The 19,942-nt window shown below is 73.0% G+C and carries 29 protein-coding genes; 11 read left to right on the top strand and 18 right to left on the bottom strand.

From position 1 onward, the window contains the following. Positions 1-25 precede the first annotated feature (25 nt). On the top strand, positions 26-346 hold the full coding sequence (locus IEZ24_RS07125; protein ID WP_165356070.1) for an HU family DNA-binding protein: 321 nt from the start codon (positions 26-28) through the stop codon (positions 344-346). 71 nt (positions 347-417) lie between these two features. On the opposite strand, the gene IEZ24_RS07130 is transcribed toward IEZ24_RS07125, so the two are convergent. From IEZ24_RS07130 to IEZ24_RS07165, 8 genes are all read right to left on the bottom strand, one after another. Further along, positions 418-1,116 (bottom strand): TIGR03943 family putative permease subunit, encoded by a 699-nt coding sequence (locus tag IEZ24_RS07130; protein ID WP_165356069.1) that lies wholly within the window; start codon positions 1,114-1,116, stop codon positions 418-420. Then, on the bottom strand, positions 1,104-2,108 hold the full coding sequence (locus IEZ24_RS07135) for a permease (protein WP_129454985.1): 1,005 nt from the start codon (positions 2,106-2,108) through the stop codon (positions 1,104-1,106). Before IEZ24_RS07135 ends, IEZ24_RS07130 begins: the two co-directional genes overlap by 13 nt. Positions 2,109-2,199: 91 nt before the next feature. Beyond that, entirely contained in the window at positions 2,200-2,502 is a 303-nt protein-coding gene (rpsN, locus tag IEZ24_RS07140) for a 30S ribosomal protein S14 (protein WP_129454984.1), read from the bottom strand. Next, entirely contained in the window at positions 2,502-2,672 is a 171-nt protein-coding gene (gene rpmG / locus IEZ24_RS07145; protein WP_129454983.1) for a 50S ribosomal protein L33, read from the bottom strand. Before rpmG ends, rpsN begins: the two co-directional genes overlap by 1 nt. Further along, entirely contained in the window at positions 2,672-2,908 is a 237-nt protein-coding gene (gene rpmB / locus IEZ24_RS07150; RefSeq protein ID WP_129454982.1) for a 50S ribosomal protein L28, read from the bottom strand. Before rpmB ends, rpmG begins: the two co-directional genes overlap by 1 nt. Before the next feature lie 24 nt (positions 2,909-2,932). Continuing rightward, positions 2,933-3,055: a type B 50S ribosomal protein L36 gene (gene ykgO, locus IEZ24_RS07155; RefSeq protein ID WP_129454981.1), complete on the bottom strand. Its 123-nt coding sequence runs from the start codon at positions 3,053-3,055 to the stop codon at positions 2,933-2,935. Further along, positions 3,052-3,234 (bottom strand): 50S ribosomal protein L32, encoded by a 183-nt coding sequence (gene rpmF / locus IEZ24_RS07160; protein WP_129454980.1) that lies wholly within the window; start codon positions 3,232-3,234, stop codon positions 3,052-3,054. Before rpmF ends, ykgO begins: the two co-directional genes overlap by 4 nt. A gap of 40 nt (positions 3,235-3,274) precedes the next feature. After that, positions 3,275-4,348: a CobW family GTP-binding protein gene (locus IEZ24_RS07165; protein ID WP_129454979.1), complete on the bottom strand. Its 1,074-nt coding sequence runs from the start codon at positions 4,346-4,348 to the stop codon at positions 3,275-3,277. 144 nt (positions 4,349-4,492) lie between these two features. On the opposite strand from IEZ24_RS07165, the gene IEZ24_RS07170 reads away from it, so the two are divergent. Continuing rightward, entirely contained in the window at positions 4,493-4,921 is a 429-nt protein-coding gene (locus IEZ24_RS07170; RefSeq protein ID WP_129454978.1) for a Fur family transcriptional regulator, read from the top strand. Here the strand turns inward: IEZ24_RS07170 and IEZ24_RS07175 are convergent. The 3 genes from IEZ24_RS07175 to IEZ24_RS07185 form a co-directional block, all read right to left on the bottom strand. Next, a complete protein-coding gene (locus IEZ24_RS07175) occupies positions 4,911-6,068 on the bottom strand; it encodes a YibE/F family protein (RefSeq protein WP_129454977.1) in 1,158 nt (385 codons plus the stop codon). The two genes, IEZ24_RS07170 and IEZ24_RS07175, sit on opposite strands and share 11 nt — an antisense overlap. An 82-nt stretch (positions 6,069-6,150) precedes the next feature. Beyond that, positions 6,151-6,987 carry a mechanosensitive ion channel family protein gene (locus tag IEZ24_RS07180; protein ID WP_129454976.1) on the bottom strand — a complete coding sequence of 279 codons (837 nt, stop codon included), beginning with the start codon at positions 6,985-6,987 and terminating at the stop codon, positions 6,151-6,153. Between the two features lie 107 nt (positions 6,988-7,094). Next, the gene (locus tag IEZ24_RS07185) at positions 7,095-7,538 is read right to left on the bottom strand and encodes an SRPBCC family protein (protein WP_129454975.1); all 444 of its coding nucleotides are present in this window, start codon (positions 7,536-7,538) and stop codon (positions 7,095-7,097) included. Between the two features lie 97 nt (positions 7,539-7,635). Between IEZ24_RS07185 and IEZ24_RS07190 the strand changes: the two genes are divergently transcribed. The 6 genes from IEZ24_RS07190 to IEZ24_RS07215 are packed head-to-tail and all read left to right on the top strand — an operon-like array spanning position 7,636 to position 12,118. Then, the gene (locus IEZ24_RS07190; RefSeq protein ID WP_207206794.1) at positions 7,636-8,157 is read left to right on the top strand and encodes a nucleoside deaminase; all 522 of its coding nucleotides are present in this window, start codon (positions 7,636-7,638) and stop codon (positions 8,155-8,157) included. Further along, positions 8,154-9,764: an amidohydrolase gene (locus tag IEZ24_RS07195; protein ID WP_129454974.1), complete on the top strand. Its 1,611-nt coding sequence runs from the start codon at positions 8,154-8,156 to the stop codon at positions 9,762-9,764. The genes IEZ24_RS07190 and IEZ24_RS07195 overlap by 4 nt, the downstream gene beginning before the upstream one ends. Positions 9,765-9,777: 13 nt before the next feature. Further along, positions 9,778-10,431, top strand: a complete 654-nt coding sequence (locus IEZ24_RS07200; RefSeq protein WP_129454973.1) for an HAD family hydrolase — start codon at positions 9,778-9,780, stop codon at positions 10,429-10,431. A 49-nt stretch (positions 10,432-10,480) separates the two neighbouring features. Next, the gene (locus IEZ24_RS07205) at positions 10,481-10,972 is read left to right on the top strand and encodes a PPOX class F420-dependent oxidoreductase (protein ID WP_129454972.1); all 492 of its coding nucleotides are present in this window, start codon (positions 10,481-10,483) and stop codon (positions 10,970-10,972) included. A 40-nt stretch (positions 10,973-11,012) separates the two neighbouring features. Further along, on the top strand, positions 11,013-11,603 hold the full coding sequence (locus IEZ24_RS07210) for a rhomboid family intramembrane serine protease (protein WP_207206793.1): 591 nt from the start codon (positions 11,013-11,015) through the stop codon (positions 11,601-11,603). A 50-nt stretch (positions 11,604-11,653) separates the two neighbouring features. Continuing rightward, positions 11,654-12,118, top strand: a complete 465-nt coding sequence (locus IEZ24_RS07215; RefSeq protein WP_129454970.1) for a hypothetical protein — start codon at positions 11,654-11,656, stop codon at positions 12,116-12,118. On the opposite strand, the gene IEZ24_RS07220 is transcribed toward IEZ24_RS07215, so the two are convergent. The 5 genes from IEZ24_RS07220 to IEZ24_RS07240 all read right to left on the bottom strand — a co-directional run bounded on the left by IEZ24_RS07220 (position 12,115) and on the right by IEZ24_RS07240 (position 16,099). After that, positions 12,115-13,113, bottom strand: a complete 999-nt coding sequence (locus tag IEZ24_RS07220; protein ID WP_207206792.1) for a cation transporter — start codon at positions 13,111-13,113, stop codon at positions 12,115-12,117. The genes IEZ24_RS07215 and IEZ24_RS07220 overlap by 4 nt on opposite strands. Beyond that, a complete protein-coding gene (locus tag IEZ24_RS07225; RefSeq protein ID WP_207206791.1) occupies positions 13,110-13,583 on the bottom strand; it encodes a transporter substrate-binding domain-containing protein in 474 nt (157 codons plus the stop codon). The genes IEZ24_RS07220 and IEZ24_RS07225 overlap by 4 nt, the downstream gene beginning before the upstream one ends. Before the next feature lie 11 nt (positions 13,584-13,594). Next, positions 13,595-15,031 (bottom strand): FAD-dependent oxidoreductase, encoded by a 1,437-nt coding sequence (locus IEZ24_RS07230; RefSeq protein ID WP_129454969.1) that lies wholly within the window; start codon positions 15,029-15,031, stop codon positions 13,595-13,597. Next, complete coding sequence (locus tag IEZ24_RS07235) at positions 15,028-15,240, bottom strand: hypothetical protein (protein WP_129454968.1); 213 nt, start codon at positions 15,238-15,240, stop codon at positions 15,028-15,030. Before IEZ24_RS07235 ends, IEZ24_RS07230 begins: the two co-directional genes overlap by 4 nt. A gap of 217 nt (positions 15,241-15,457) precedes the next feature. Further along, a complete protein-coding gene (locus IEZ24_RS07240) occupies positions 15,458-16,099 on the bottom strand; it encodes an HAD family hydrolase (protein WP_165356068.1) in 642 nt (213 codons plus the stop codon). A gap of 154 nt (positions 16,100-16,253) precedes the next feature. Here IEZ24_RS07240 and IEZ24_RS07245 point away from each other — a divergent pair, with 154 nt between their 5' ends. The 3 genes from IEZ24_RS07245 to IEZ24_RS07255 all read left to right on the top strand — a co-directional run bounded on the left by IEZ24_RS07245 (position 16,254) and on the right by IEZ24_RS07255 (position 18,683). Then, a complete protein-coding gene (locus IEZ24_RS07245) occupies positions 16,254-16,916 on the top strand; it encodes a hypothetical protein (protein WP_129454966.1) in 663 nt (220 codons plus the stop codon). 70 nt (positions 16,917-16,986) lie between these two features. Beyond that, positions 16,987-17,721 carry a helix-turn-helix transcriptional regulator gene (locus IEZ24_RS07250; protein ID WP_129454965.1) on the top strand — a complete coding sequence of 245 codons (735 nt, stop codon included), beginning with the start codon at positions 16,987-16,989 and terminating at the stop codon, positions 17,719-17,721. Then, positions 17,721-18,683 (top strand): TIGR03557 family F420-dependent LLM class oxidoreductase, encoded by a 963-nt coding sequence (locus IEZ24_RS07255; protein ID WP_129454964.1) that lies wholly within the window; start codon positions 17,721-17,723, stop codon positions 18,681-18,683. Before IEZ24_RS07250 ends, IEZ24_RS07255 begins: the two co-directional genes overlap by 1 nt. A 6-nt stretch (positions 18,684-18,689) precedes the next feature. On the opposite strand, the gene IEZ24_RS07260 is transcribed toward IEZ24_RS07255, so the two are convergent. Together IEZ24_RS07260 and IEZ24_RS07265 are read right to left on the bottom strand one after the other, a co-directional pair. Further along, positions 18,690-19,151 (bottom strand): hypothetical protein, encoded by a 462-nt coding sequence (locus tag IEZ24_RS07260; RefSeq protein ID WP_129454963.1) that lies wholly within the window; start codon positions 19,149-19,151, stop codon positions 18,690-18,692. A gap of 10 nt (positions 19,152-19,161) precedes the next feature. Next, a complete protein-coding gene (locus IEZ24_RS07265) occupies positions 19,162-19,908 on the bottom strand; it encodes a GAF and ANTAR domain-containing protein (protein ID WP_129454962.1) in 747 nt (248 codons plus the stop codon). Positions 19,909-19,942: the final 34 nt, after the last annotated feature.

A 19,942-nucleotide genomic window follows, 5' to 3' on the forward strand; every position in this document is an offset into this window, starting at 1 on the left:
GGAGAGCAGCGCCTCTCCCACTATGATGAGAATCATTCCCAATGTCTGCAGCACCAAGGAGAAGAATCAGATGAACAAGCGTGAGCTCGTCGACGCCGTCGCCCAGGGCGCCGACCTGTCCAAGTCCGGTGCCGAGTCCGCGGTGGACGCCGTGGTCGAGGCCATCTCGTCCGCCCTCGCCAACGGCGACAAGGTGACGCTGCCCGGCTTCGGCACGTTCGAGGTCCGTGAGCGCGCCGCGCGCTCGGGCCGCAACCCGCAGACCGGCGAGGCGATGGAGATCGCCGCGTCCCGCAGCGCCGGCTTCAAGCCGGCCTCTGCCCTCAAGCAGAGCCTCAACGGCTGACGTACGCCCCGCACGACGAGGAGGCCGCACCGCTCACGGTGCGGCCTCCTCGGCATCTCCGGGGGCCCGGCTCAGCGGTACTGGTTCTTCGGCGCCTCGATGAGCTCGAGCTCCTCGACCGTCACCTCCGGCGAGTCCACCCCGCCGTCGCCGGTGCCCGGGACGTGGGTGGCGACGACGCGCACCCACTGGTCGTCCGGCGGCGGCTCCACGCCGGTCGCGGCCACGCGCATCACGGTGGCGTCGGCGGCGCAGCAGTTCATCCCGAACTGCGTGACGTACCACGTGCCTGACTTGTCGCGGCTGACGAAGCCGGTGAGCTCGAGGCGGCGGTCGGCGAGGGTCGCCCCGTCGTCGTACGCCGCGCGGAACAGGACGTCGTCGAGCGTCAGGGGCACCGGGTCCGCCTCGGGCAGCGGCGGCAACGAGACCTCGCTCGCGTCCTTGATCGGGACGGTCGCGTTCTGGGCGCGCTCGGCGAAGTGGGCGCCGAGGGCCGGGGGTGCGACGAGGAAGAAGACCAGCGACGGCGCGAAGAGCAGCCAGGCCGCGCGCGGGACGTGGGCGTCGTGCTCGTCGCCCTGCGAGCCCTGGTCGCGCCACAGGTCGGCGAGCGCGAGGACGATCAGGAACACGCCGCACGCGATCAGCGGCCAGCGCATCCACGAGTTGACGTAGCGCAGGTAGCTGTCGCCCGCCGCCATGCGGACCAGCACGGCGCCGGTGACCGCGAGCAGGAGGGTCTGGGTCGCGCGGGTCACAGCAGCCACCATCCCATGCCACAGGCCGACAGCACGGCCACGACGATCACCAGCGGCACGAACCGCAGCGCGAACGCCCCGCCGAACTGGCCGGACTCCATCGAGGCGAGCTTCACGTCCATCGCCGGTCCGACGACCATGAAGACCAGCTTGGCGGTGTCGGAGAAGGCGCTGAGGCTGGCCGCGACGAACGCGTCGGCCTCGGAGCAGAGGGCGACGACGAAGGCGAAGATCGCCATCGAGCCGACCGCGAGGAAGAAGTTGCCCGCGACGCTGTCGATGATCTCGCGCGGCACGAAGGTGTTGATCGCGGCCGCGATCATCGCGCCCAGCACGAGGAAGCCGGCGGCGTGGATGAAGTCGTGGCGCACGCTGCCGAGGAAGGCCTGCGCGGCGCCCTCGGCGTGGTCGTGCCCGCGCTGCCGGTGCAGGATCGGGACCCGCCCCGCGAACCGCAGCCACAGCCACCCCACCGCGATGGCTGTCACCAGCGACGCCAGGAAGCGGGCCAGCACGACCTCGGGCCGGTCGGGGAAGGCGACGGCGGTCGACACCAGCACGACGGGGTTCACCGCAGGCGCGGCGAGGAGGAAGGTCAGCGCGACCGCCGGAGCGACCCCGCGCCGCATCAGGCTGCCCGCGACCGGGACCGACGCGCACTCGCACCCCGGGAGGGCGACGCCGGCCAGTCCGGCGACGGGCACGCCGAGGGTGGGGTTGGCGGGCACGAACCTGCGCAGCGCCTTCTCCGACAGCAGCGTCGCGATGACCCCCGCGAGCAGCACGCCGCCCACGAGGAACGGGATCGACTGCACCACGATCGCGACGAAGATCGTGCTCCACGTCGCCAGTGCGGGCGAGTCGAGGCGGGGCACCAGCCACTGCTGCGAGACCACGAGGGCACCGAGCACGCCGAAGACGACGTAGACCTGGAGCGGGAGGCCTCCCACGTTGCGCCCGGGCGCGGTCGGGCGCGCCTCCTGCTTGGTGGATCCACTCATCCGGGGACCTGCTCAGCCACGATCACCGGGGGATCGTAGGTGACTCCCGTTATCGGTGGAAGCCGTCCGCCGCGGTTGTGGAACGCGGGCGCTACCAGGACGACTTCGCGATCCCCGGCAGCTCGCCGCGGTGGGCGAGCGTGCGGAGGTTGATCCGCGACAGCCCGGCCTTGCGCACGTAGCCGCGGGGCCGCCCGTCGACCTGGTCGCGGTTGCGCACGCGCACCGGGCTGGCATCGCGGGGCAGCCGACTCAGGGCACGTACGGCCGCGTCCCTCTCCTCGGTGGTGCGCGCCGTGCGCACCGTCTCCTTCAGCTCCGCCCGCCGCGCGGCGTACCGGGCGACGGTCCGCCTGCGCCGCTCGTTGGCGACGATCTTGGACTTCTTGGCCATCAGCGCTCCTCGCGGAACTCGACGTGCCGGCGCAGGCGCGGGTCGTACTTGCGCAGCACGAGACGGTCGGGGTCGTTGCGCCGGTTCTTGGTCGTGACGTAGGTGTAGCCGGTGCCGCCGGTGGAGCGCATCTTCACCTTGGGCCGGAGGTGGTTGCCGCGAGTCGCCATCAGACCTTCCCTCCTCGGGCGCGGATGCCGGCGACGACCGCCTCGATGCCGCGCTGGTCGATCGTCTTGATCCCGCGCGCGCTGACGGTGAGCGTGACGTTGCGGCGCAGGCTCGGGACCCAGTACGTCCTGGACTGGACGTTGACGTCGAAGCGTCGCTTGGTGCGGCGGTGCGAGTGCGACACGTGGTGGCCGAAGCCCGGCGTGGCGCCGGTGACCTGGCAGGTGCGTGACATGGGCTCTCCTCCCTTTCTGGCGGGTCAGCCCTGGCGGGTCTTCAGCCGGGGGTTGCGCTTGTTGATGACGTACGTGCGGCCGCGGCGGCGCACGACCTGCGAGCCCGGCTGGTTCTTGACCGACCGGATGGAGTTGCGGACCTTCATCGCACCGGCCTCCCGCTCGCGTCGACGAGGCCGCGCTGGACGGCGCGGACGAGGCGGCGCGGGACGTTGCGCACCTCGCCGTCGACCGTGACGGGCACGAGGTCGACGGGGGTCGCCTTCCACTGCGAGCGGCGGTGGCGGGTGTTGCTGCGTGAGGTGCGGCGCTTGGGGACGGCCACGGGTTCCTCCTGGAGTGTCGAGGGGTGGTCTGGGATCGGGTCAGGCGACGTCGCGGATGTCGCCGAGCCACGGCTCGAGGCCGTCCTCGACGACGTCCCACGGCTGGGCGTGGCGGGCCTCGGCGGGGGTGAGGAGGACCTCCTCGAACGCGGCCCGCAGGTCCTCCGGCGGCGCGCCGAGGCCGGTGTAGAGCAGGCGGGTGACGGGCGTACGCCGCCCCCAGGGGCTGTAGCCGCCGATGCTCAGCTGGCCGCCGGCGCCGGACCACTCGAGCAGGTCGCCGGGCCGGGTCGGCACCCAGAAGCAGCCGCGGGCGCGGTGTGCCCCGGTGCCGAGGCGCTCGATGTGGTCGAGCAGCCGCTCGGGGTGGAACGGGCGCCACGAGCGCAGGTCCAGCCGCCAGGCCGCGCCCTGCTCCAGTGCGGGCAGCTCGAGGTCGAGCTCGGGGGAGCACCACGCGTTGGCGAGGCTGTGGTGGTGCCGGTCGGCGACCAGCGCGGGCCCGTCGACCTGGTCGGCGCCGTGGACGACGGGGGCGCCGGGGCGGGCCAGGGCGTGCAGCAGGTCGGCGGCCTCGGGCCGGGGCTCGGCGTCGAGCACGACCACGTCGGCGAGCTCGACCTGGGCGCAGGCGACCTCGCCCACGCCGCGGTCGTCGTACGGGTTGGTGTGCACCCCGCGCTCGCGGAGCAGGTCGTCGCTGAGCAGGTCGCGCTCGGTGTCGCCCGCGCCCACCGCGGCGACGACGGCGCTGAGCTTGAGGTGGCGCGCCAGCCGCGTGTCGGTGGCGAGGGCGTGGGCGAGCTGGCCCGCCTCGGTCGCGGTCGGCAGGCCGGAGACGATCGAGCTCCACCGGTCGTCGCGGGCGAGGCGCTGGAGCGTGGGCAGGATGTCCTCGCGCAGCGCGCAGCTGACGCACGCGTGCTCGAGCTGCACCTCGTGCCGCTCCACCACGCCGTTCGCGTCGCTGACGGTCCGGGTGAGCACCTGCGACTCGGGATCGATCGTGTGGCGTACGGAGACCGCGCGCGGCAGGTCCCACGCCAGGCTGAGCAGCGTCGCGTCCATCGCGGCCGGGTCGACGCTCGTGACCACCACCAGCGGCGTCCTCATCGCGACCCGCCGGTCGAGAACGGGTGGCTGTCGCTCGTGATGGGTGGGTGGATGCCGTGCTTCACTTCTCCTCCTTGTAACGAGAATCGTTCTCAATAGTAGACCACGGCTGCAGGAAGGGGAAGCCCAAGTAGCATGACCGCCATGACAGCGCGCACCTCCGGCTCCGCGCCGGCCGGACCCGGCCGCAGGGACACCCGTCAGCGCCGGCTGCTGCGTGACCAGCTGTCGCGGCAGGAGGCGTTCGTCAGCGCCCAGCAGATGTACGACGACCTGCGGGCGAGCGGTGACCGCGTCGGTCTGGCCACCGTCTATCGCACCCTCCAGGCGATGACCGAGGCCGGCGAGCTCGACGTGCTGCGCTCCGACGACGGCGAGGTGCTCTACCGCCAGTGCGGTCCGCAGCACCACCACCACCTGGTCTGCCGCAGCTGTGGCGTGACCGTCGAGGTCGACGGCCCTGCGGTCGAGAAGTGGGCCGCCAAGGCGGGCGAGGCGCACGGGTTCACCGAGGTCACGCACGTGGTCGAGCTGTTCGGCCTCTGCGCGGCCTGCTCGCGCGCTAGCCGCTGACCGACCGGCTGCGGTGCGCCCAGGCGGCGAGCGCCGTGGTGAGCGGCACGGCCGCGATCAGCCCGATCGTCGCAACGGAGCTGCGCACGATCTCCTGCGCCACCACCTGGCTCGGCACGACCGCGGTCAGCGAGCCGTTGTCGGCCACCAGCAGCACGAGCAGCGGCAGGGACGACCCGGCGTACGCCAGCACGATCGTGTTGACCACGGACGCGACGTGGGCGCGCCCGACCCGGCTGCCGGCGCGGAAGAGCCGCGTGAAGCCGGCGGACGGGTCGGCGTGCGAGATCTCGGCGACGGTGGCCGCCTGGGTCACTGTGACGTCGTCGAGGACGCCGAGCGAGCCGATGACGATGCCGGCCAGCAGCAGGCCGCGCATGTCGACGCCCTGACCGGCGCCGACCGAGGCGGAGAGGTCGTCGGTGACCCCGGTGAGGTGCAGCGCTGCCACGGACAGCCACGCGAGCGCCCCGGTGAGGGCGAGGGCGGCCAGGGTGCCGAGCAGGGCCATCGTCGTGGTGAGGCCGAAGCCGTGGGTCAGGTAGAGCACGACCAGCACGACGGCCGCCGACCCGACGACGGCGACGAGGAGCGGCGGGCTCCCGTCGAGGATCGCCGGGATCACGAAGAGCGCCAGGATCGCGAAGGTCGCCGCGAGCCCGGCCAGCGACGCCACGCCGCGCCACCGGCCGAAGGCGACCAGCGCCAGCACGAACGCGAGGCCCACGAACCACAGCCCCGTCCCGCGCTGGTGGTCGACCACGGCGTACGCCACCCCGTCCGGGGTCTCGTTGCGGATCAGCACGACGTCGTCGTCGACCTCGACCTCGGGCGCGCCGAGCCCGCCGGGCAGCGGGGCGGTCACCTCGACGGGGTCCTCGGTGCCGACCGACACGCGTACGGTCCCGCACCGCTCGACGTCGGCGGGCGTGCCGTCGGGACACGTCTGCTCCTCGACGGCGACCACGCGACCGGGGATCTCGGGTGCGGAGGCCGAGCCGTCACCGATCGCGCCGGGCGAGGGCCACAGCCACACGAGCGCGACGACCGTCAGCAGGGCGAGCGGTGCGACGATCGCCAGCGCGGCGGTGCGGTGCAGCCGGGAGCCCGCTCGGGCCGGGCCGCGGTGGTGGTGGTGGGTTCCCATGGGGCGTCCAGCATCCCACGCGTGCGACGGCCCCCACCGGTGCTCCGGTGGGGGCCGTCTGCGTACGCCTCGGGCGGAGGTGTCAGCGGTTGGGCGGGGCCGGGGGCGTCATGTGCTGGGTCGCCTCCGGGTCCACGCTCGTGGGGTAGTTCGTGGTCGTGGCGGTGCTGGACGCGCCGTTGCCGTACGAGCTGCCGGAGTGGCCGCCCATCTCGTCGCGGGCACGGTCGGCACCCACGCGGGCGTCGTGCTTGGCCTGGTCGGCAGCCTGGCTGCCCTTGTCCTTGGCCTGGCGGAGCAGGTCCGCGGCGAGCTCGCGACCGCCGAGGCCGAACGCGAGGGCGAGGCCGAGGGCCAGGGCGAACATGATCGCGGTGAAGGCGATCCGCACGATCTCGGGAGCGATCTGGAGCTGCTCGAGGATCATGAAGAAGGCGATGGTCATGATGACCGCGGGAGCGACCGCACCGACGACCTTGCCGGTCGGGGTGTCACCCATGAAGCGCACGACGGCGCCGGCGACCGCACCCGAGAGCAGCGCAGCGACGATGAAGATGAGGATCGCCACGATCACGTTGGGCAGGTAGGCGAGCACGTCGTTCATGAAGCTCGTCGCGGCCGGGATGCCGAGGGCACCGATCGCCGCGGTGATGAAGAAGATGAAGATCAGCCAGAACACGACGCGCGAGATGCCGTTCGCCGGTGACGCACCGGGCAGCACCGCGTCGACGTACCTGTTGGCCGAGCTCTCGTGAAGGCGCCTGTCGAGGTGGACCTTGTCGAGGATCGTCTTGACGATCTTGGCGACCACCTTCGAGACGATGTAGCCGACCAGCAGGATGAGGAGGAATCCGACGAGGTTGGGCAGGAAGCCGAAGATGCCGTCCGTCGTCCTCTGGAAGCTGTCACCGATGTCCATGGGGGTGTCCTTTCATCCGGTGATGGAGGACTCCACGGTGCAACGCCGTGCGCGGCGACGACACACCCCGAGGATCCGAATGATTTCGCCCGGATCGGGTAGGTCGGTCAGGCCGCCAGGCGGTTGAGGACGGTCGTCATGTCGTCCTCGGTGTCGCTGCCGATCTTCTCGAAGACGATCTTCATGATCGGGTCGGCGACCTTCGCGGCGCCCTTGAGCTCGATGACGGCCTCGTACGTGACGCGGCTGCCGGTGCCCTCCGGGTTGGGGACGACGGTGATCGTGTCGACGGACCGGGCGGTGTCGTTGCTCCCGACGAGGACGATCATGTCGTCGGTCAGCTGCTGGAGGGTGTAGGTCAGCTCGGTGCTCACGCCGGCGATCTTGGAGACGTTGTGCCAGGTGGAGCCCACCTGCACCGGGCCGGGGTCGATCCGGGTGCAGGACTCGGTGCCCGGGTCCCACTCCTCGGCGTGGCTGAAGTCCTTCAGGTAGTCCACCACGACGGCGGGCTCGGGGCGGACGTCGAACGTGCGGCTCACTGTGGTCATGCCCCGACATTAGGCACGGGTCTTTCCGGGACAGACCGCCCGAAGGGGTGCGCGCAACCGCCTTGCCCCACCCCTCCGGATCGGACAGATTGGCGCCATGTCGCACGAGATGACCGACCTGACCGACCTGCCGGACCTGTCGGGCTTGCCCGGCTTCCACGACCACCTCGAGCTGTGCCTGCGCCTGGCCGAGCAGGCGCTCGAGGCGGGCAACTCCGCCTTCGGGTCGGTGCTGGTCGACGCGGACGGCACGGTCCTCGGGACCGGGCACAACGAGGAGGTCTCGCGCGCCGACCCGACGGCGCACCCCGAGATCGAGCTCGCCCGGTGGGCCGCCGCCCACGTCGCACCGGAGGAGCGGGCGTCGTGCGTCGTCTACACCTCCGGGGAGCACTGCCCGATGTGCGCCGCGGCGCACGCGTGGGCCGGCCTCGGCCCGATCGTCTACGCCGCCTCGACCGCGCAGCTCGTGCAGTGGCGTACGGAGTGGCGGCTGCCCGCCGGGCCCGTCGCGGCGCTGCCGGTCACCGACGTCGCGCCCGGCGTACGGGTCCACGGCCCCGTCGCGCCGTACGACGAGCGCATCCGCGCGCTGCACGAGCGCGGGCTGCGCCGGTGAACGACCTCGTCCTCGCGGGGGCGCGGGTCTTCGACGGCGTCCGCTACCTCGGCGAGGCCGGCGACGTGCTCGTGCGCGACGGGCGGATCGTGTCGGTGGGCGGTGCGGACCGTACGCCCGGGGCGGAGGTCGTCGACTGCGGCGGGGCGCTGCTGCTGCCGGGCTTCGTCGACGCGCACGTCCACCCCGTCCAGGGCGGGCTCGAGCGGCTCACCTGCGACCTGAGCGGGCTGCCGATCGACCGCGGGGCCTACCTCGCGCACGTCGGGTCGTACGCCGCCTCGCGCCCCGACCTCGCCTGGGTGCAGGGCGGCGGCTGGGCGATGGCGGCCTTCCCCGGCGGGCTGCCGACCGCGGCCGAGCTCGACACCGTCGTCGCGGACCGGCCCGCCGCGCTGGTCAACCGCGACCACCACGGCATGTGGGTCAACACCCGCGCTCTCGCCGACGCGGGGATCACCCGTGACACCCCCGATCCATCGGACGGACGCATCGAGCGCGACGCCGCGGGCGAGCCGACCGGCGTGCTGCACGAGGGTGCGATGGACCTGGTGCTCGCGGTGCTGCCGGTGCCGGATGCGGACGAGCTGTACGCCGGGCTGCTCGAGGGCCAGCGATACCTCCACTCCCTCGGCGTCACCGGCTGGCAGGACGCGATCGTCGGGGCGTACGCCGGGATGCAGGACACCGGGCCCACCTACCTCCGGGCAGCGCAGTCGGGCGACCTCACCGGAAGCGTCGTCGGCGCGCTGTGGTGGGAGCGCGAGCGCGGCCTGGAGCAGGTGGCCGAGCTGGTGGAGAAGCGGGAGGCCTGCTCGCACGGACGGTTCGCCGCGACGGCGGTGAAGATCATGCAGGACGGCGTGGCAGAGAACGGTACGGCGGCGCTGGTCGAGCCCTACCTCGACCGGTGCGGGCACGCGACGTCGAACTCGGGCCTCTCCTTCGTCGACCCTGCCTCCCTGCCGGGCATCGTGGCCGCCCTCGACTCCGCCGGCTTCCAGGTCCACTTCCACGGCCTCGGCGACCGCGGCGTGCGCGAGGCGCTCGACGCGCTGGAGGGCACCGACCCGCGGCGGCGCCACCACGTCGCGCACCTCCAGCTGGTGCATCCGTCCGACGTGCCGCGGTTCGCCGGGCTGCAGGTCGCGGCCAACATCCAGGCGCTGTGGGCCTGCCTCGACGAGCAGATGGTCGACCTGACCATCCCGTTCCTCGGTGCCGAGCGGGCCGCGCGCCAGTACCCGTTCGGCGACCTCCACCGTGTCGGCGCCCGCCTCGTCGCCGGCAGCGACTGGCCCGTCAGCACCCCGAACCCGCTCGAGGCGATCCACGTCGCCGTCCACCGGATGGCCTACGGGGAGTCCGGGCCTGCTGGGAGCGAGCCGTTCCTCCCCGATCAGGCTCTCCCGCTCGAGGTGGCCCTCGCGGCGTACACCTCCGGGTCGGCCTGGGTGTGCCACCGCGACGACGCGGGGATGGTGGAGCCGGGGGCGGTGGCCGACCTGGTGCTGCTGGACCGGGACGTCTTCGAGTCGCCGGAGGACGTGGGGGCGGCGTCGGTGGAGCGGGTGTGGGTGGGGGGTGAGGTGCTCGGTGGCTCCTGAGAAGCGTGAGTCCATGCCCTCCCGCCTCGCCGCCGTCCTGTGGGACATGGACGGCACCCTCATCGACTCCGAGCCGATCTGGATCGCGCAGCAGTTCGTCCTGGCCGAGCAGCACGGCGGCACGTGGACCACCGAGCAGGGGCTGGCGCTGGTCGGGGCCGACATGCACGACACCGCGGTCGCGATGCAGGCCGCCGGCATCGAGATGGAGGCCGCGGAGCTGGTCGCCGCCATCGAGCGCGGGGTCATCGACTCCCTGCGAGATGAGGTGCCGTGGCGGCCGGGCGTACGCGAGCTGCTGGCCGACCTGGTGCGCGAGGGCATTCCCTGCGCGATCGCCACGACGTCCTCGCACGAGATGGCGGCGCTCGTCGCCGCGGCCGCGCCCGACGGCGCGATCAGCGTGGTCGTCGGGGCCGAGGACGTCGCGCGGACCAAGCCGTCGCCGGAGCCCTACCTCCGTGCCGCCGAGCTGCTCGGCGTACGTGCGGAGGACTGCGTCGCCGTCGAGGACTCGCCCAACGGCCTGGCGGCGGCGATCGCGTCGGGCGCGACCACCATCGCGGTGCCCAACGACGCGGTGCTGCCGGAGAGCGGCGACTTCCTGCTGTGGCCGACGCTCGCGGGGCGGACCGTCGAGGACCTCCGAGACAGCCTGTCCGGGTAGTCGATCGCCGGCGACCACCGGTTCCACCGACGCAGATAGCCTCGACGCCATGGCACCCACCATCGCGACGAACACCGAGGTCGGGCTCGACGAGCTGCTGGAGTTCGTACGCCCGCGCCACCACATGCTGCTGATCACCCAGCGCGCCGACGGCAGCCCGCAGGCCTCGCCCGTCACCGGCGGCGTCGACGACAGCGGCCGGATCGTGGTCGCGACGTACCCGCAGCGCGCCAAGACGAAGAACGCGCGTCGGCGTCCCGACGTCTCGGTCGTCGTGCTCTCCGACGAGTGGGACGACGCGTGGGTGCAGGTCGACGGCACGTGCGAGGTGCTCGACGCCAGCGAGGCGGGTCGCGAGAACGAGGAGGCGCTCGACGCGTTCGTGGAGTACTTCCGCAACATCGCCGGCGAGCACTCCGACTGGGACGAGTACCGCCGCGCGATGGTCGACCAGGGCAAGTCGCTGCTGCGGATCACCCCGACCCGGTGGGGCACGGTGTCGACCGGCGGCTTCCCGCCCGAGGTCGCCGCGGGCTCCTGAGCCACTGCCGGCTTTCAGCCTGCCTGTCACGATGAACGGCATGCAGACCACCGCCCGGAAGCCCGCCTGGAAGGGCGCCGCGCTGCTCACCGGCGGGTTCGTCGTGGTGCTCTGGGTGCTCGAGATCTTCGACGCCGCCACCGGCAACCCGCTCGACGCGTACGGCGTGCGCCCCCGCAGCGAGGACGGCCTCGTCGGCATCGCGACCGCCCCGACGCTGCACTTCGGCTTCGACCACCTCGTCAGCAACACGGTCCCGGTGCTGGTGCTCGGGTTCCTCACCCTCGCCACCGGTGTCGCCCGCGGCCTGGCCGCGACGGCGATCATCTGGGTCGTCGGCGGGCTCGGCGTGTGGCTGTTCGCGCAGCCCGGCAGCAACCACGCCGGGGCGTCGGTGCTGATCTTCGGCTGGATCGTCTACCTGGTCGTGCGCGGCTTCCTCAACAAGCGGACGACGGAGATCTTCATCGGCGTCGCCGTCTTCCTGCTCTACAGCAGCGCCCTGCTCGGCGTCCTGCCCGGCCAGCCGGGCGTCTCGTGGCAGGGCCACCTGTTCGGCGCGGTCGGCGGCTTCGTCGCCGCGCGGATGCTGACCACCCGCCAGCGCAGTGAGTCGAGCATCACGTACTGATCAGTAACGAACGCCGGACGGCGCCCGCCGGGCGCTCCTAGCCTGCGGGCATGCGCGCACTCAGCCTCCGCTCCCTGGTCCTGGCCGCCCTCATCGTCCCTGCCCTCGCGGCCTGCTCGGGCGGCGACGGAGATGCTGGAGAGGGGAGCGGTACGGCGGCGAAGGCCTCGCAGTCCGAGAGCCAGGAGGCTGCCGAGTGGCGCGCCGCGCTCGAGGAGGAGCTGGGCACCGACACGTTCGACTTCGCCGCGCTCCAGCAGGCCGCGGCCGCAGACTGCGCGCGCACCGACGCCGCGGCGTGGACCGTCGAGCTCGCGCTGAGCGGTGACCTGTCCACCTCGGACCTGACGCGCGTCGGCCTCGAGCACGCCTGCGAGGACGTCGTGCCGGCCTTCGACGAGGCGGTGGCCACCGTCGAGCAGGCCGCCGACCCGCTCGACCTGGTCTGCGGACCGGGCGTCGAGCTGCCTGCCGAGGCGGCGCTCACCGCCGACCTCGTCTGCAGCAACCGTTAGTCCGGCGCGGGGATCGTGTCGGGCAGGTCGCGCACCGGCATCACGACGACGTCGTGGATCTTCCAGTCGAGGTCACGCAGCACGCTGACGGCCGCCTCGAGCTGCTCGAGCGTGGGCGTGTGGCTGGCTGAGGGGCGTACGAACGCCTCCACGTGGAAGACGTGCCCCTGGTCGCGCACGCGGCTGCGGCTGTCCTCGACCCACGAGAGGTTCGTGAGGGCCTCGTCGACCTGACGCGTGAGCGGGTGCGGGCGCTCGTCGTCGTACGTCCGCGCGCGCTCGTCCATCAGCGCGCTCGTGGCATGGCGGAGGTTGGTCCAGCCGTCGTGGACGATCGACAGCGAGATGAGCAGCGCGACGCCGGAGTCGGCCCACCACAGCCCCACGCCGATCCCGAGCACGCCCGCGATGGTGCCGGCGGCCGTCATCCAGTCGGCCTTCTGCATGTCGGCGTCGGCGTAGAGGACCTTGTCGTGCAGCTCCTCGGCGAGCGGGAGCTTCATCCGGCCGAGGACGAACGGGCCGATGCCCGTGTAGACCATCGCGCCGACCATCAGCCAGCCCGCCCAGAAGGTCTGGCCGAGCAGGTGGACGGTGCCGATGGGCGGGTGCTCGGCACGGACGAGGCCCATCGCGGACTCGACGGCCAGCAGCAGCCCGACCGCGAGCAGCGCGACCGCGGCCGTCAGGTGGCCGACGCCGGTCGACCGGTGGAAGCCGTACGGGTGGTCGGCGTCGGGGCGCCGACGGCCGAACCGGACCGCGACCAGGAACGCGAGTGGCGGGACGAGGGCGAGGGTGTCCTCGACCCAGGCCGTCTTCATCGCCTGCGAGCTGCCGGCCGTCGCGAAGACGACCGCCACGGCACTCGTCATGTAGAGCAGGGTGACGACCTCGAGACGCTTCGCCCGCCGCAGCGCGTGCGCCTGGCTCGGCGGCAGCTCCGTGTGCCCGAAGTGCTGGCGCGACCCGCCCGGCTCGGCCGCCGGGCTCACTGGCCACCGCCCGACTCGTCGAGCCAGCGCTCGAGCCGCGACTGCAGGGCGTTCTCGCCCATCGGCACCATCATCACGTGCGTCCCGGCGTACGGCCGGGTGAGGCCGACCTCGGAGACCCAGGCGTTGGCCTCGGTGAAGCCGCCGACGGCGAGGTCGATCTCGCCGTCCTCCAGCAGCCGCACCAGCTCCTCCTCGCCCGCGACGGTCCACTCGACCTCCGCGTCGAGGTCCGCGGCGAAGCCCTCGACGAGGCGTGGCTCGCGCCCGGTGGGGTCGCCGTCGCCCACCTCGACCCAGCCGGGCCGCGGCGAGGCGCCAGCACGTACGACCCCGTCGGCACGGATCCGGTCGAGGGTGCCGTCGGGGTCGGCGGGGAAGTCGTCGGGCAGCGGGGAGGTGCCGCAGCCTGCGAGCAGCACGACCGCGGCCACGAGGAGGAGCAGCCGTCGCAGCATCGGCCCGGCCATCGGTCCGACCCTCAGCCCGGGGTGTCCGCCGAGCGCCTGCGCAGCGGCCGCGTCGCCGGACCCTCGAGCACCTCGCCGTCGCGCGAGAAGCGCGACCCGTGCAGGGGGCAGTCCCACGTGTCCTCGGCGTCGTTCCACCGCAGCAGGCCGCCGAGGTGCGTGCAGACGCCGACGACGCCGCACTCGTACGCCTGGGCGGGCCCGCCGGTGCCGGGGAGCCGCTCGCGCACCGTCCGGACCGCGCCGGTGACGAGGGACGCGCCCACGCCGAGGTTGAAGCGGGCCACCTCGGCGACGCCCGACGGGTGCGGGAGCCTCCGGTGCAGCGGCTTCGCCCACGACGGCTCCGCGCCGAGGATGTCGCCGGAGATGGCGCGGGCCGCGACGACCGCCGTGGCCATGCCCCACTTCTCGTAGCCGGTGGCGACGTGGATCCGGCCGCCGCCGCCCGGGAGGTGCCCGATGTACGGGAGGGCGTCGTGGGTGCGGTAGTCCTGGGCCGACCAGGCGTGCGTCTCGGTGACGCCGTGCCAGTGGCTCCCGGCCCACCTGCGGAGCGCCTCGACGTGCGCCTGCGCGGAGCGGGTGCGGCCGACGACGTGGCCGCTGCCGCCGACGAGCAGCACCCCGCCGGGCGCGTCGCGCACCGAGCGGGAGTCGCTGCCGGCGGAGAGGTACATGCCATCCAGGTCCGAGGCGCCCGCGAAGGCCAGCGCGTAGGAGCGCTGCGGCTCGAGCCGCGCGAAGTGCAGCCCGCGGTCGAGGATCGGGGCCCCGGTCGCCAGCACGAGGTGCCGGGCGCGGACGTCGCGACCGTCCTCGAGGTGCGCGACGGGATCGCCGGAGGTCGAGACCGACCGGACCCGGCGGCCCTGGTGGATCGTGCCGCCGTGCTCGCGCACCTGCGCGGCGAGGGCGAGGAGCACCTCCACCGCGTCGAGCTGGGCCTGGTCGGCGAGGACGGTCGCACCGACGTGCGGGAACGGCACGTCGAGGCGCTCGCGCCACGCCACCGGCAGTCCGAGCGAGCCGGCGACCCGGTGCTCGCGCTCGACGGCGCTGAGCTCGCCGGTCGTCGCGGCGTACGTCACTGCCGCGCGCCGCTGCGTGGCGACCCCGTGGTCGTCGCAGAACCGCAGCAGCCACTCCATGCCCTCGCGGCTGGCGTCGACGAAGGTGCGCGCCGTCGACTCCGACCCGTGCCGCCGGATCCGCGAGAGGTGCGTGCCCTGGAGCAGGGAGACCTTGCCGGTCGTGTGCCCGGTGGTCACCGCGCCGACGTGGCGGGCCTCCAGGCAGGCGACCCGCAGGCCGGCGCGCGCGAGCAGGAGCGTCGTGGTCAGGCCGGTGAGCCCGGCGCCGACCACCACCACGTCCAGCGGGGCGCCGGGCGCGGGCAGCTCGTCGTCGGGGACCGCCTCGGCGCGGTCGAGCCAGAGGGAGGTCACGTGTCGGTGGCGGGCCCGGCGGGGGTGGCCCCGCCCTCGGACTCCCAGCCCTCGTCGCGGCCGGTGTCGTGGGCCGGGTCGTCCTCAGAGTCCGGGGAGGCGTCGGGGGAGGCGTCCGGCTGGTTCGCCGGGTCGGTGTCCAGGTGGGTCTGCGGGTCGCCCTGGGGATCGGTGGTGGGACCGGTGGTGGCGTCGTCGTGGGCACTCATCGTCAGTCTCCTCGAGGGGTCGGTGGAGCGGAACGTCATCCCCGTACCCGCATGTCGACCGCGGATGCGTGCGAGGTGCGCATGGATCCGCGGTCAAGGGGTACCTGACGTCACGCCGGGGTCGTCCCGCCACGACCTCGGCGGCCAGGCGCGAGACCCGCCGGGACCGACCTCCCGTACGCCGTGCGAGGTGGTCCCGGCGGGTGTCGTACGCCTCTCAGCGTGAGCGCAGCGGGCTGTCCTCGAGGCGGGCCAGGAGGTCGCGCGGGCCGTCGTACACCCAGGACGCACCTGCCGTCCGCAGGCGCTCGGCGCCGATGCCGCCGCTGCGCACCCCGATGCAGGGGACGTCCGCGGCCTCCGCGGACAGCGCGTCCCACACGGCGTCGCCGACGACGATGGCCTTGCCGCCACCGGCCTGCTCGATCGCGAGCTGCACCATGTCGGGCGCGGGCTTGGTGGCGGCGCCGTCGGAGCCGGTGACGACCGCGGCGAGGTGGCGGCGTACGTCGAGGAGGTCGAGCATCTCGTCGACGAGGTCGGCCTCCGAGGAGCTGGCGACGACGACGCGGTGCCCGGTCCCGACGAGTGCCTCGACCAGCTCGGAGGCGCCGTCGAGGCCGCAGACGGTCCGCAGGCCGGCGCGGAAGTACTTGTCGTGGAGCTCGCGCACGTCGTCGCCGACGGCGGCCTCGGCCGGGTCGCCGGAGACGTGGGCGACGAGGCGGTCGCCGCCCATCCCGATGGCCTCGTGGACCCGGACGGCGCTGACGTGGAGGCCGACGTCGTGGAAGGCGGCGTGCCAGGCGGCGACGTGCTCGTAGACGGAGTCGACGAGGGTGCCGTCGAGGTCGAGCACGACAACAGGGTGGAGGGGTTCAGCAGTCACGGTCGCACGTACCCCGTGGGGCGGGGTGGCATGCGTCTCAGTCGCCCCGGCGGGTGTGGTGTGGCCACCGGTGGCAGAGGACCATCGAGGGCTCAGGCAACACCAATGTGATGAGGGGATCGTCATGGAGCTGCTGCCTCAGAGCCGGGAGGCGTTGGACGAGTACGTCACGGCGTCGGTGGACGACGTCGAGGGGCTGCTGCGCGTCATCGAGGGATGGGCCGTGCGGTCCGTGCCCGACTGCGTGGCGCTGAGCGTGACCCTGCTCGACGAGGACCTGACCTTCACCCTGGTCGACCAGGGTGCGACGCGGCCGCGCGAGGGTCTCGACGACCGCACGACCGGTCATGACGCGGAGCCGGAGCAGGCGTACGCCCTCGACGAGAGCGGGTGGGCCGACATGGCGCGGGAGGCGGCGTTCGACGGGATCGCGAGCACGGTCTCGCTCCCGGTCGTCGAGCACGGTCGGGCGGTGCTCACGATCGACCTGTACGCGTCGACGGCCCACGCCTTCCGCGACCGCATCGACGGCCTGGTCGAGGCGCTGGGGGCGTGGCAGGCCGGCGCGGTGACCAACGCGGACCTCAGCTTCGACACGCTGCGCCGTGCGGAGCTGGCCCCGCTGCGCCTGCGCGAGCAACGCCTCGTCGACGTCGCGATCGGGCTCGTCGCGGCACGGATGGCGGTCACCACGGAGGACGCGGCGACGCTGCTGGACCGGGCGGCCGAGGAGGCCGGCGTCACCGAGGGCGAGGCCGCGTGCGTCGCCCGGGTGCTGCTCGGCTAGCCGCGACCGCCCCGGCCACTACCGCACATCGGCCGCGTATGTACCCCGCCCAAGGGGGTACTGCGGTGCCATGCAACGACCTACTGCCCCCGCCTCGCGCCACGTCAAGGTGGCGATCATGGAGGAGAGCGAGCTCGTCGTGCACGGCCTGCGCGCCATGCTCGAGCCGCACTCCGCGCTGATCTCCGTCGTGGCCCACCGGGCCGACGGTCCTGCCCCCCTGTGTGACCTCACCCTCTACGAACCCCAGCGCCGCACCGCCGGCGTTCGCCCGGCCCCGCAGCGGTTCCCGACCCGCATGGTCGCCTTCGGCTGGGACTGCAGCCCGGAGGCCGTGTCGACCGAGATGTCGCGCGGCGCCGCGGGCTTCGTCAGCAAGTGGCTGCCCGGCCGGCGCCTGGTCTGGGACCTCCTCCAGATCGCCGACGGTCGCACCGTCGTCGACGCGTGGACCAGCCAGGCCGAGGCGGAGAAGGCTGCCGCCCAGAGCTGGCCGCTGACGCACCGCGAGACCGAGGTGCTGTCGATGATCGCCGCCGGCAAGGCCAATCGCGAGATCGCCGAGGAGACCAACCTCAGCATCAACTCGGTGAAGTCCTACATCCGCGGCGCCTACTCCAAGATCGAGGTGAGCTCGCGCTCGCAGGCGGTCCTCTGGGCGATCCAGCACGGACTGCTCATGTCGAGCGAGCCGGAGCCGGCCCGCCCGCCGATGGCCCGCCAGCCGGTGCGCCAGCCGGTCCGCCAGCCCGTACGCCAGTCGGCCGTCCCGCCGGTCCGGCCCGGGATGCCCGCCGCCCGCTGATGACCCGCTTCGGCTACTTCCTCTCGTGCGAGGAGTACGCGCCCGAGGAGCTCCTCGAGCAGGCGCGGCTCGCTGAGCGGGCGGGCTTCGACAGCCTCTGGATCAGCGACCACTTCCACCCGTGGACCAACGCCCAGGGGCAGTCGCCCTTCGTGTGGTCGATGATCGGCGCGGTCGCCCAGGTGTGCGACCTGCCCGTCACGACCGCCGTCACCTGCCCGACCGTGCGCACGCACCCGGCGATCATCGCGCAGGCCGCGGCGACGTCGGCCGTGCTCCTCGGCGAGGGCCGGTTCACCCTCGGCGTCGGCTCCGGCGAGGCGCTGAACGAGCACGTGCTCGGCGACGTCTGGCCGCACACCGAGCTCCGCCTCGAGATGCTCGAGGAGGCGGTCGAGGTGATCCGCGAGCTGTGGACCGGCGAGGTGGTCTCCCGCGAGGGACGGCACTACACGGTCGACACCGCGCGCATCTACACGCTGCCCGACGAGCCGCCGCCGATCTACATGAGCGCGTTCGGACCGAAGGCGCTCGACGTCGCGTGCCGCATCGCCGACGGCTTCATCACCACGCAGCCCGACGCCGAGTCGGTGCAGACGTTCCGGGCCGCCAAGGGGGCCGACGCCCCGACGCAGGCCGGCTTCAAGGTCGCGTGGGGACCCTCGCGCGACGAGGCGATCGACGCTGCCTACGAGCTGTGGCCCAACTCCGGCGTCCCGGGCGAGCTGGCCCAGGTGCTGCCCAGCCCGCAGCACTTCGAGCAGGCGAGCGAGCTGGTCACGCGCGAGAAGTTCGCCGAGAAGGGAGCCTTCGGTCCCGACGTCGCCGAGCACGTGGAGGCGTACGCGCCGTTCGTCGACGCCGGCTTCGGCGAGGTGTACGTCGCCAACATGGGGCCGCACTACGCCGACATGCTCGCGGCGTACGGCTCCGACGTCCTGCCGGAGCTGCGCGGACGCTAGGACCGGTCAGTCGTCGTACTCGGGGTGGCCCTCGACGTCGGCCGGGCGGGCCTCGTGGCCCTCACGCCCGCGGGTGCGGCGCAGCTCCTTCATCTCGGCCTCGAAGACGTGGCGCTGCCCCTCCATGAGCTCGTCGAGCGCGCGCTGGTGCAGGCCCTTGGTGCGGGCGTAGAAGCCGTCGTCGAAGGCCTCGACCATCTGGAACGACCACATGCCAGGCAGCGGGTTCTGGCCGAGGACGTCGCGGTCCATCGCGTCGGCGATGTCCGTGTGCCCGGCCTCGCGCACCAGCTCCTCGGCCTCTTCGAAGGTGCTCTCGGCGCTGCCCATGAGGCGGTGGAAGGCGTAGAGGTGGCCGCGGGCGTCCTCGACGTGGTCGAGGGCGGCCGACAGCTTGCCGACGGCCTCGACGGTGGCGTCGGTGACCCCTGCGGGGCGGCGGTGCTCGGGGGAGGGCTGGTCGCTCATGGCCCGAGCGTCACAGGGTGCTGCCCTGCTGCGCCACCTGCGAAGGGGCGGGGTCGAGCCTCCTGTCCCCGACGGACTCCGGGAGCCGACGAGTGGCGACCAGCTGCGCCGCGACGTCGCGCAGCTTGATGTTCTCGTGGGAGGAGATCCGCCGGAGCACGTTGAAGGCGCGCTCCTCGTCGAGGTCGTAGCGCTCCATCACCATGCCGACCGCCTGCCCGATCACGGTGCGGGTCTCGATGGCGCCGGCCAGCTGCTCGTCGTTGATCGAGCGCGCCAGCGCGACCGCGGACATCGCCGCGATGGCCTGTCCGTGCTCGACGTCCTCGTCGGTGAAGGCCGACGGGGTGCGCGAGTAGACGTTGAGGGCGCCCCACGTGCGGTCGGGTCGGGTGAACAGCCGGAAGCTCAGGCTCGAGCGGATGCCGAGCTCGTCGACCATCACCCGTCCCCACCTCGGCCACCGGGGGTCGGTGGCCAGGTCGTCGACGACGACGATCGCGTTGCTGCGGATGGCGTCGTGGCACGGGCCCTGCCCCATCTCGTACTGCGCCTCGTCGAGCTCGCGCAGCCGCTCGTTGGTCGCGGCAGGGGTGCGGATCCGGTCCTTCTCGACCAGGGAGACGCCGACGAAGTCGCACGCGTCGAAGAACTCCGGCGCGATCTCGACCAGGCACTGGAGCGTGCGCGGAGAGTCGGGCTGGGCGTCCAGGTGTCGCACGGCGTCCACCAGCCGGCGTCCGAACTCGTCGTTCATCGTCCGTCGACCTCCAGGGGTCACGGAGCGAAGG

The sequence above is a fragment of the Nocardioides ganghwensis genome (assembly GCF_014779655.1).
GTDB lineage: Bacteria > Actinomycetota > Actinomycetes > Propionibacteriales > Nocardioidaceae > Nocardioides > Nocardioides ganghwensis.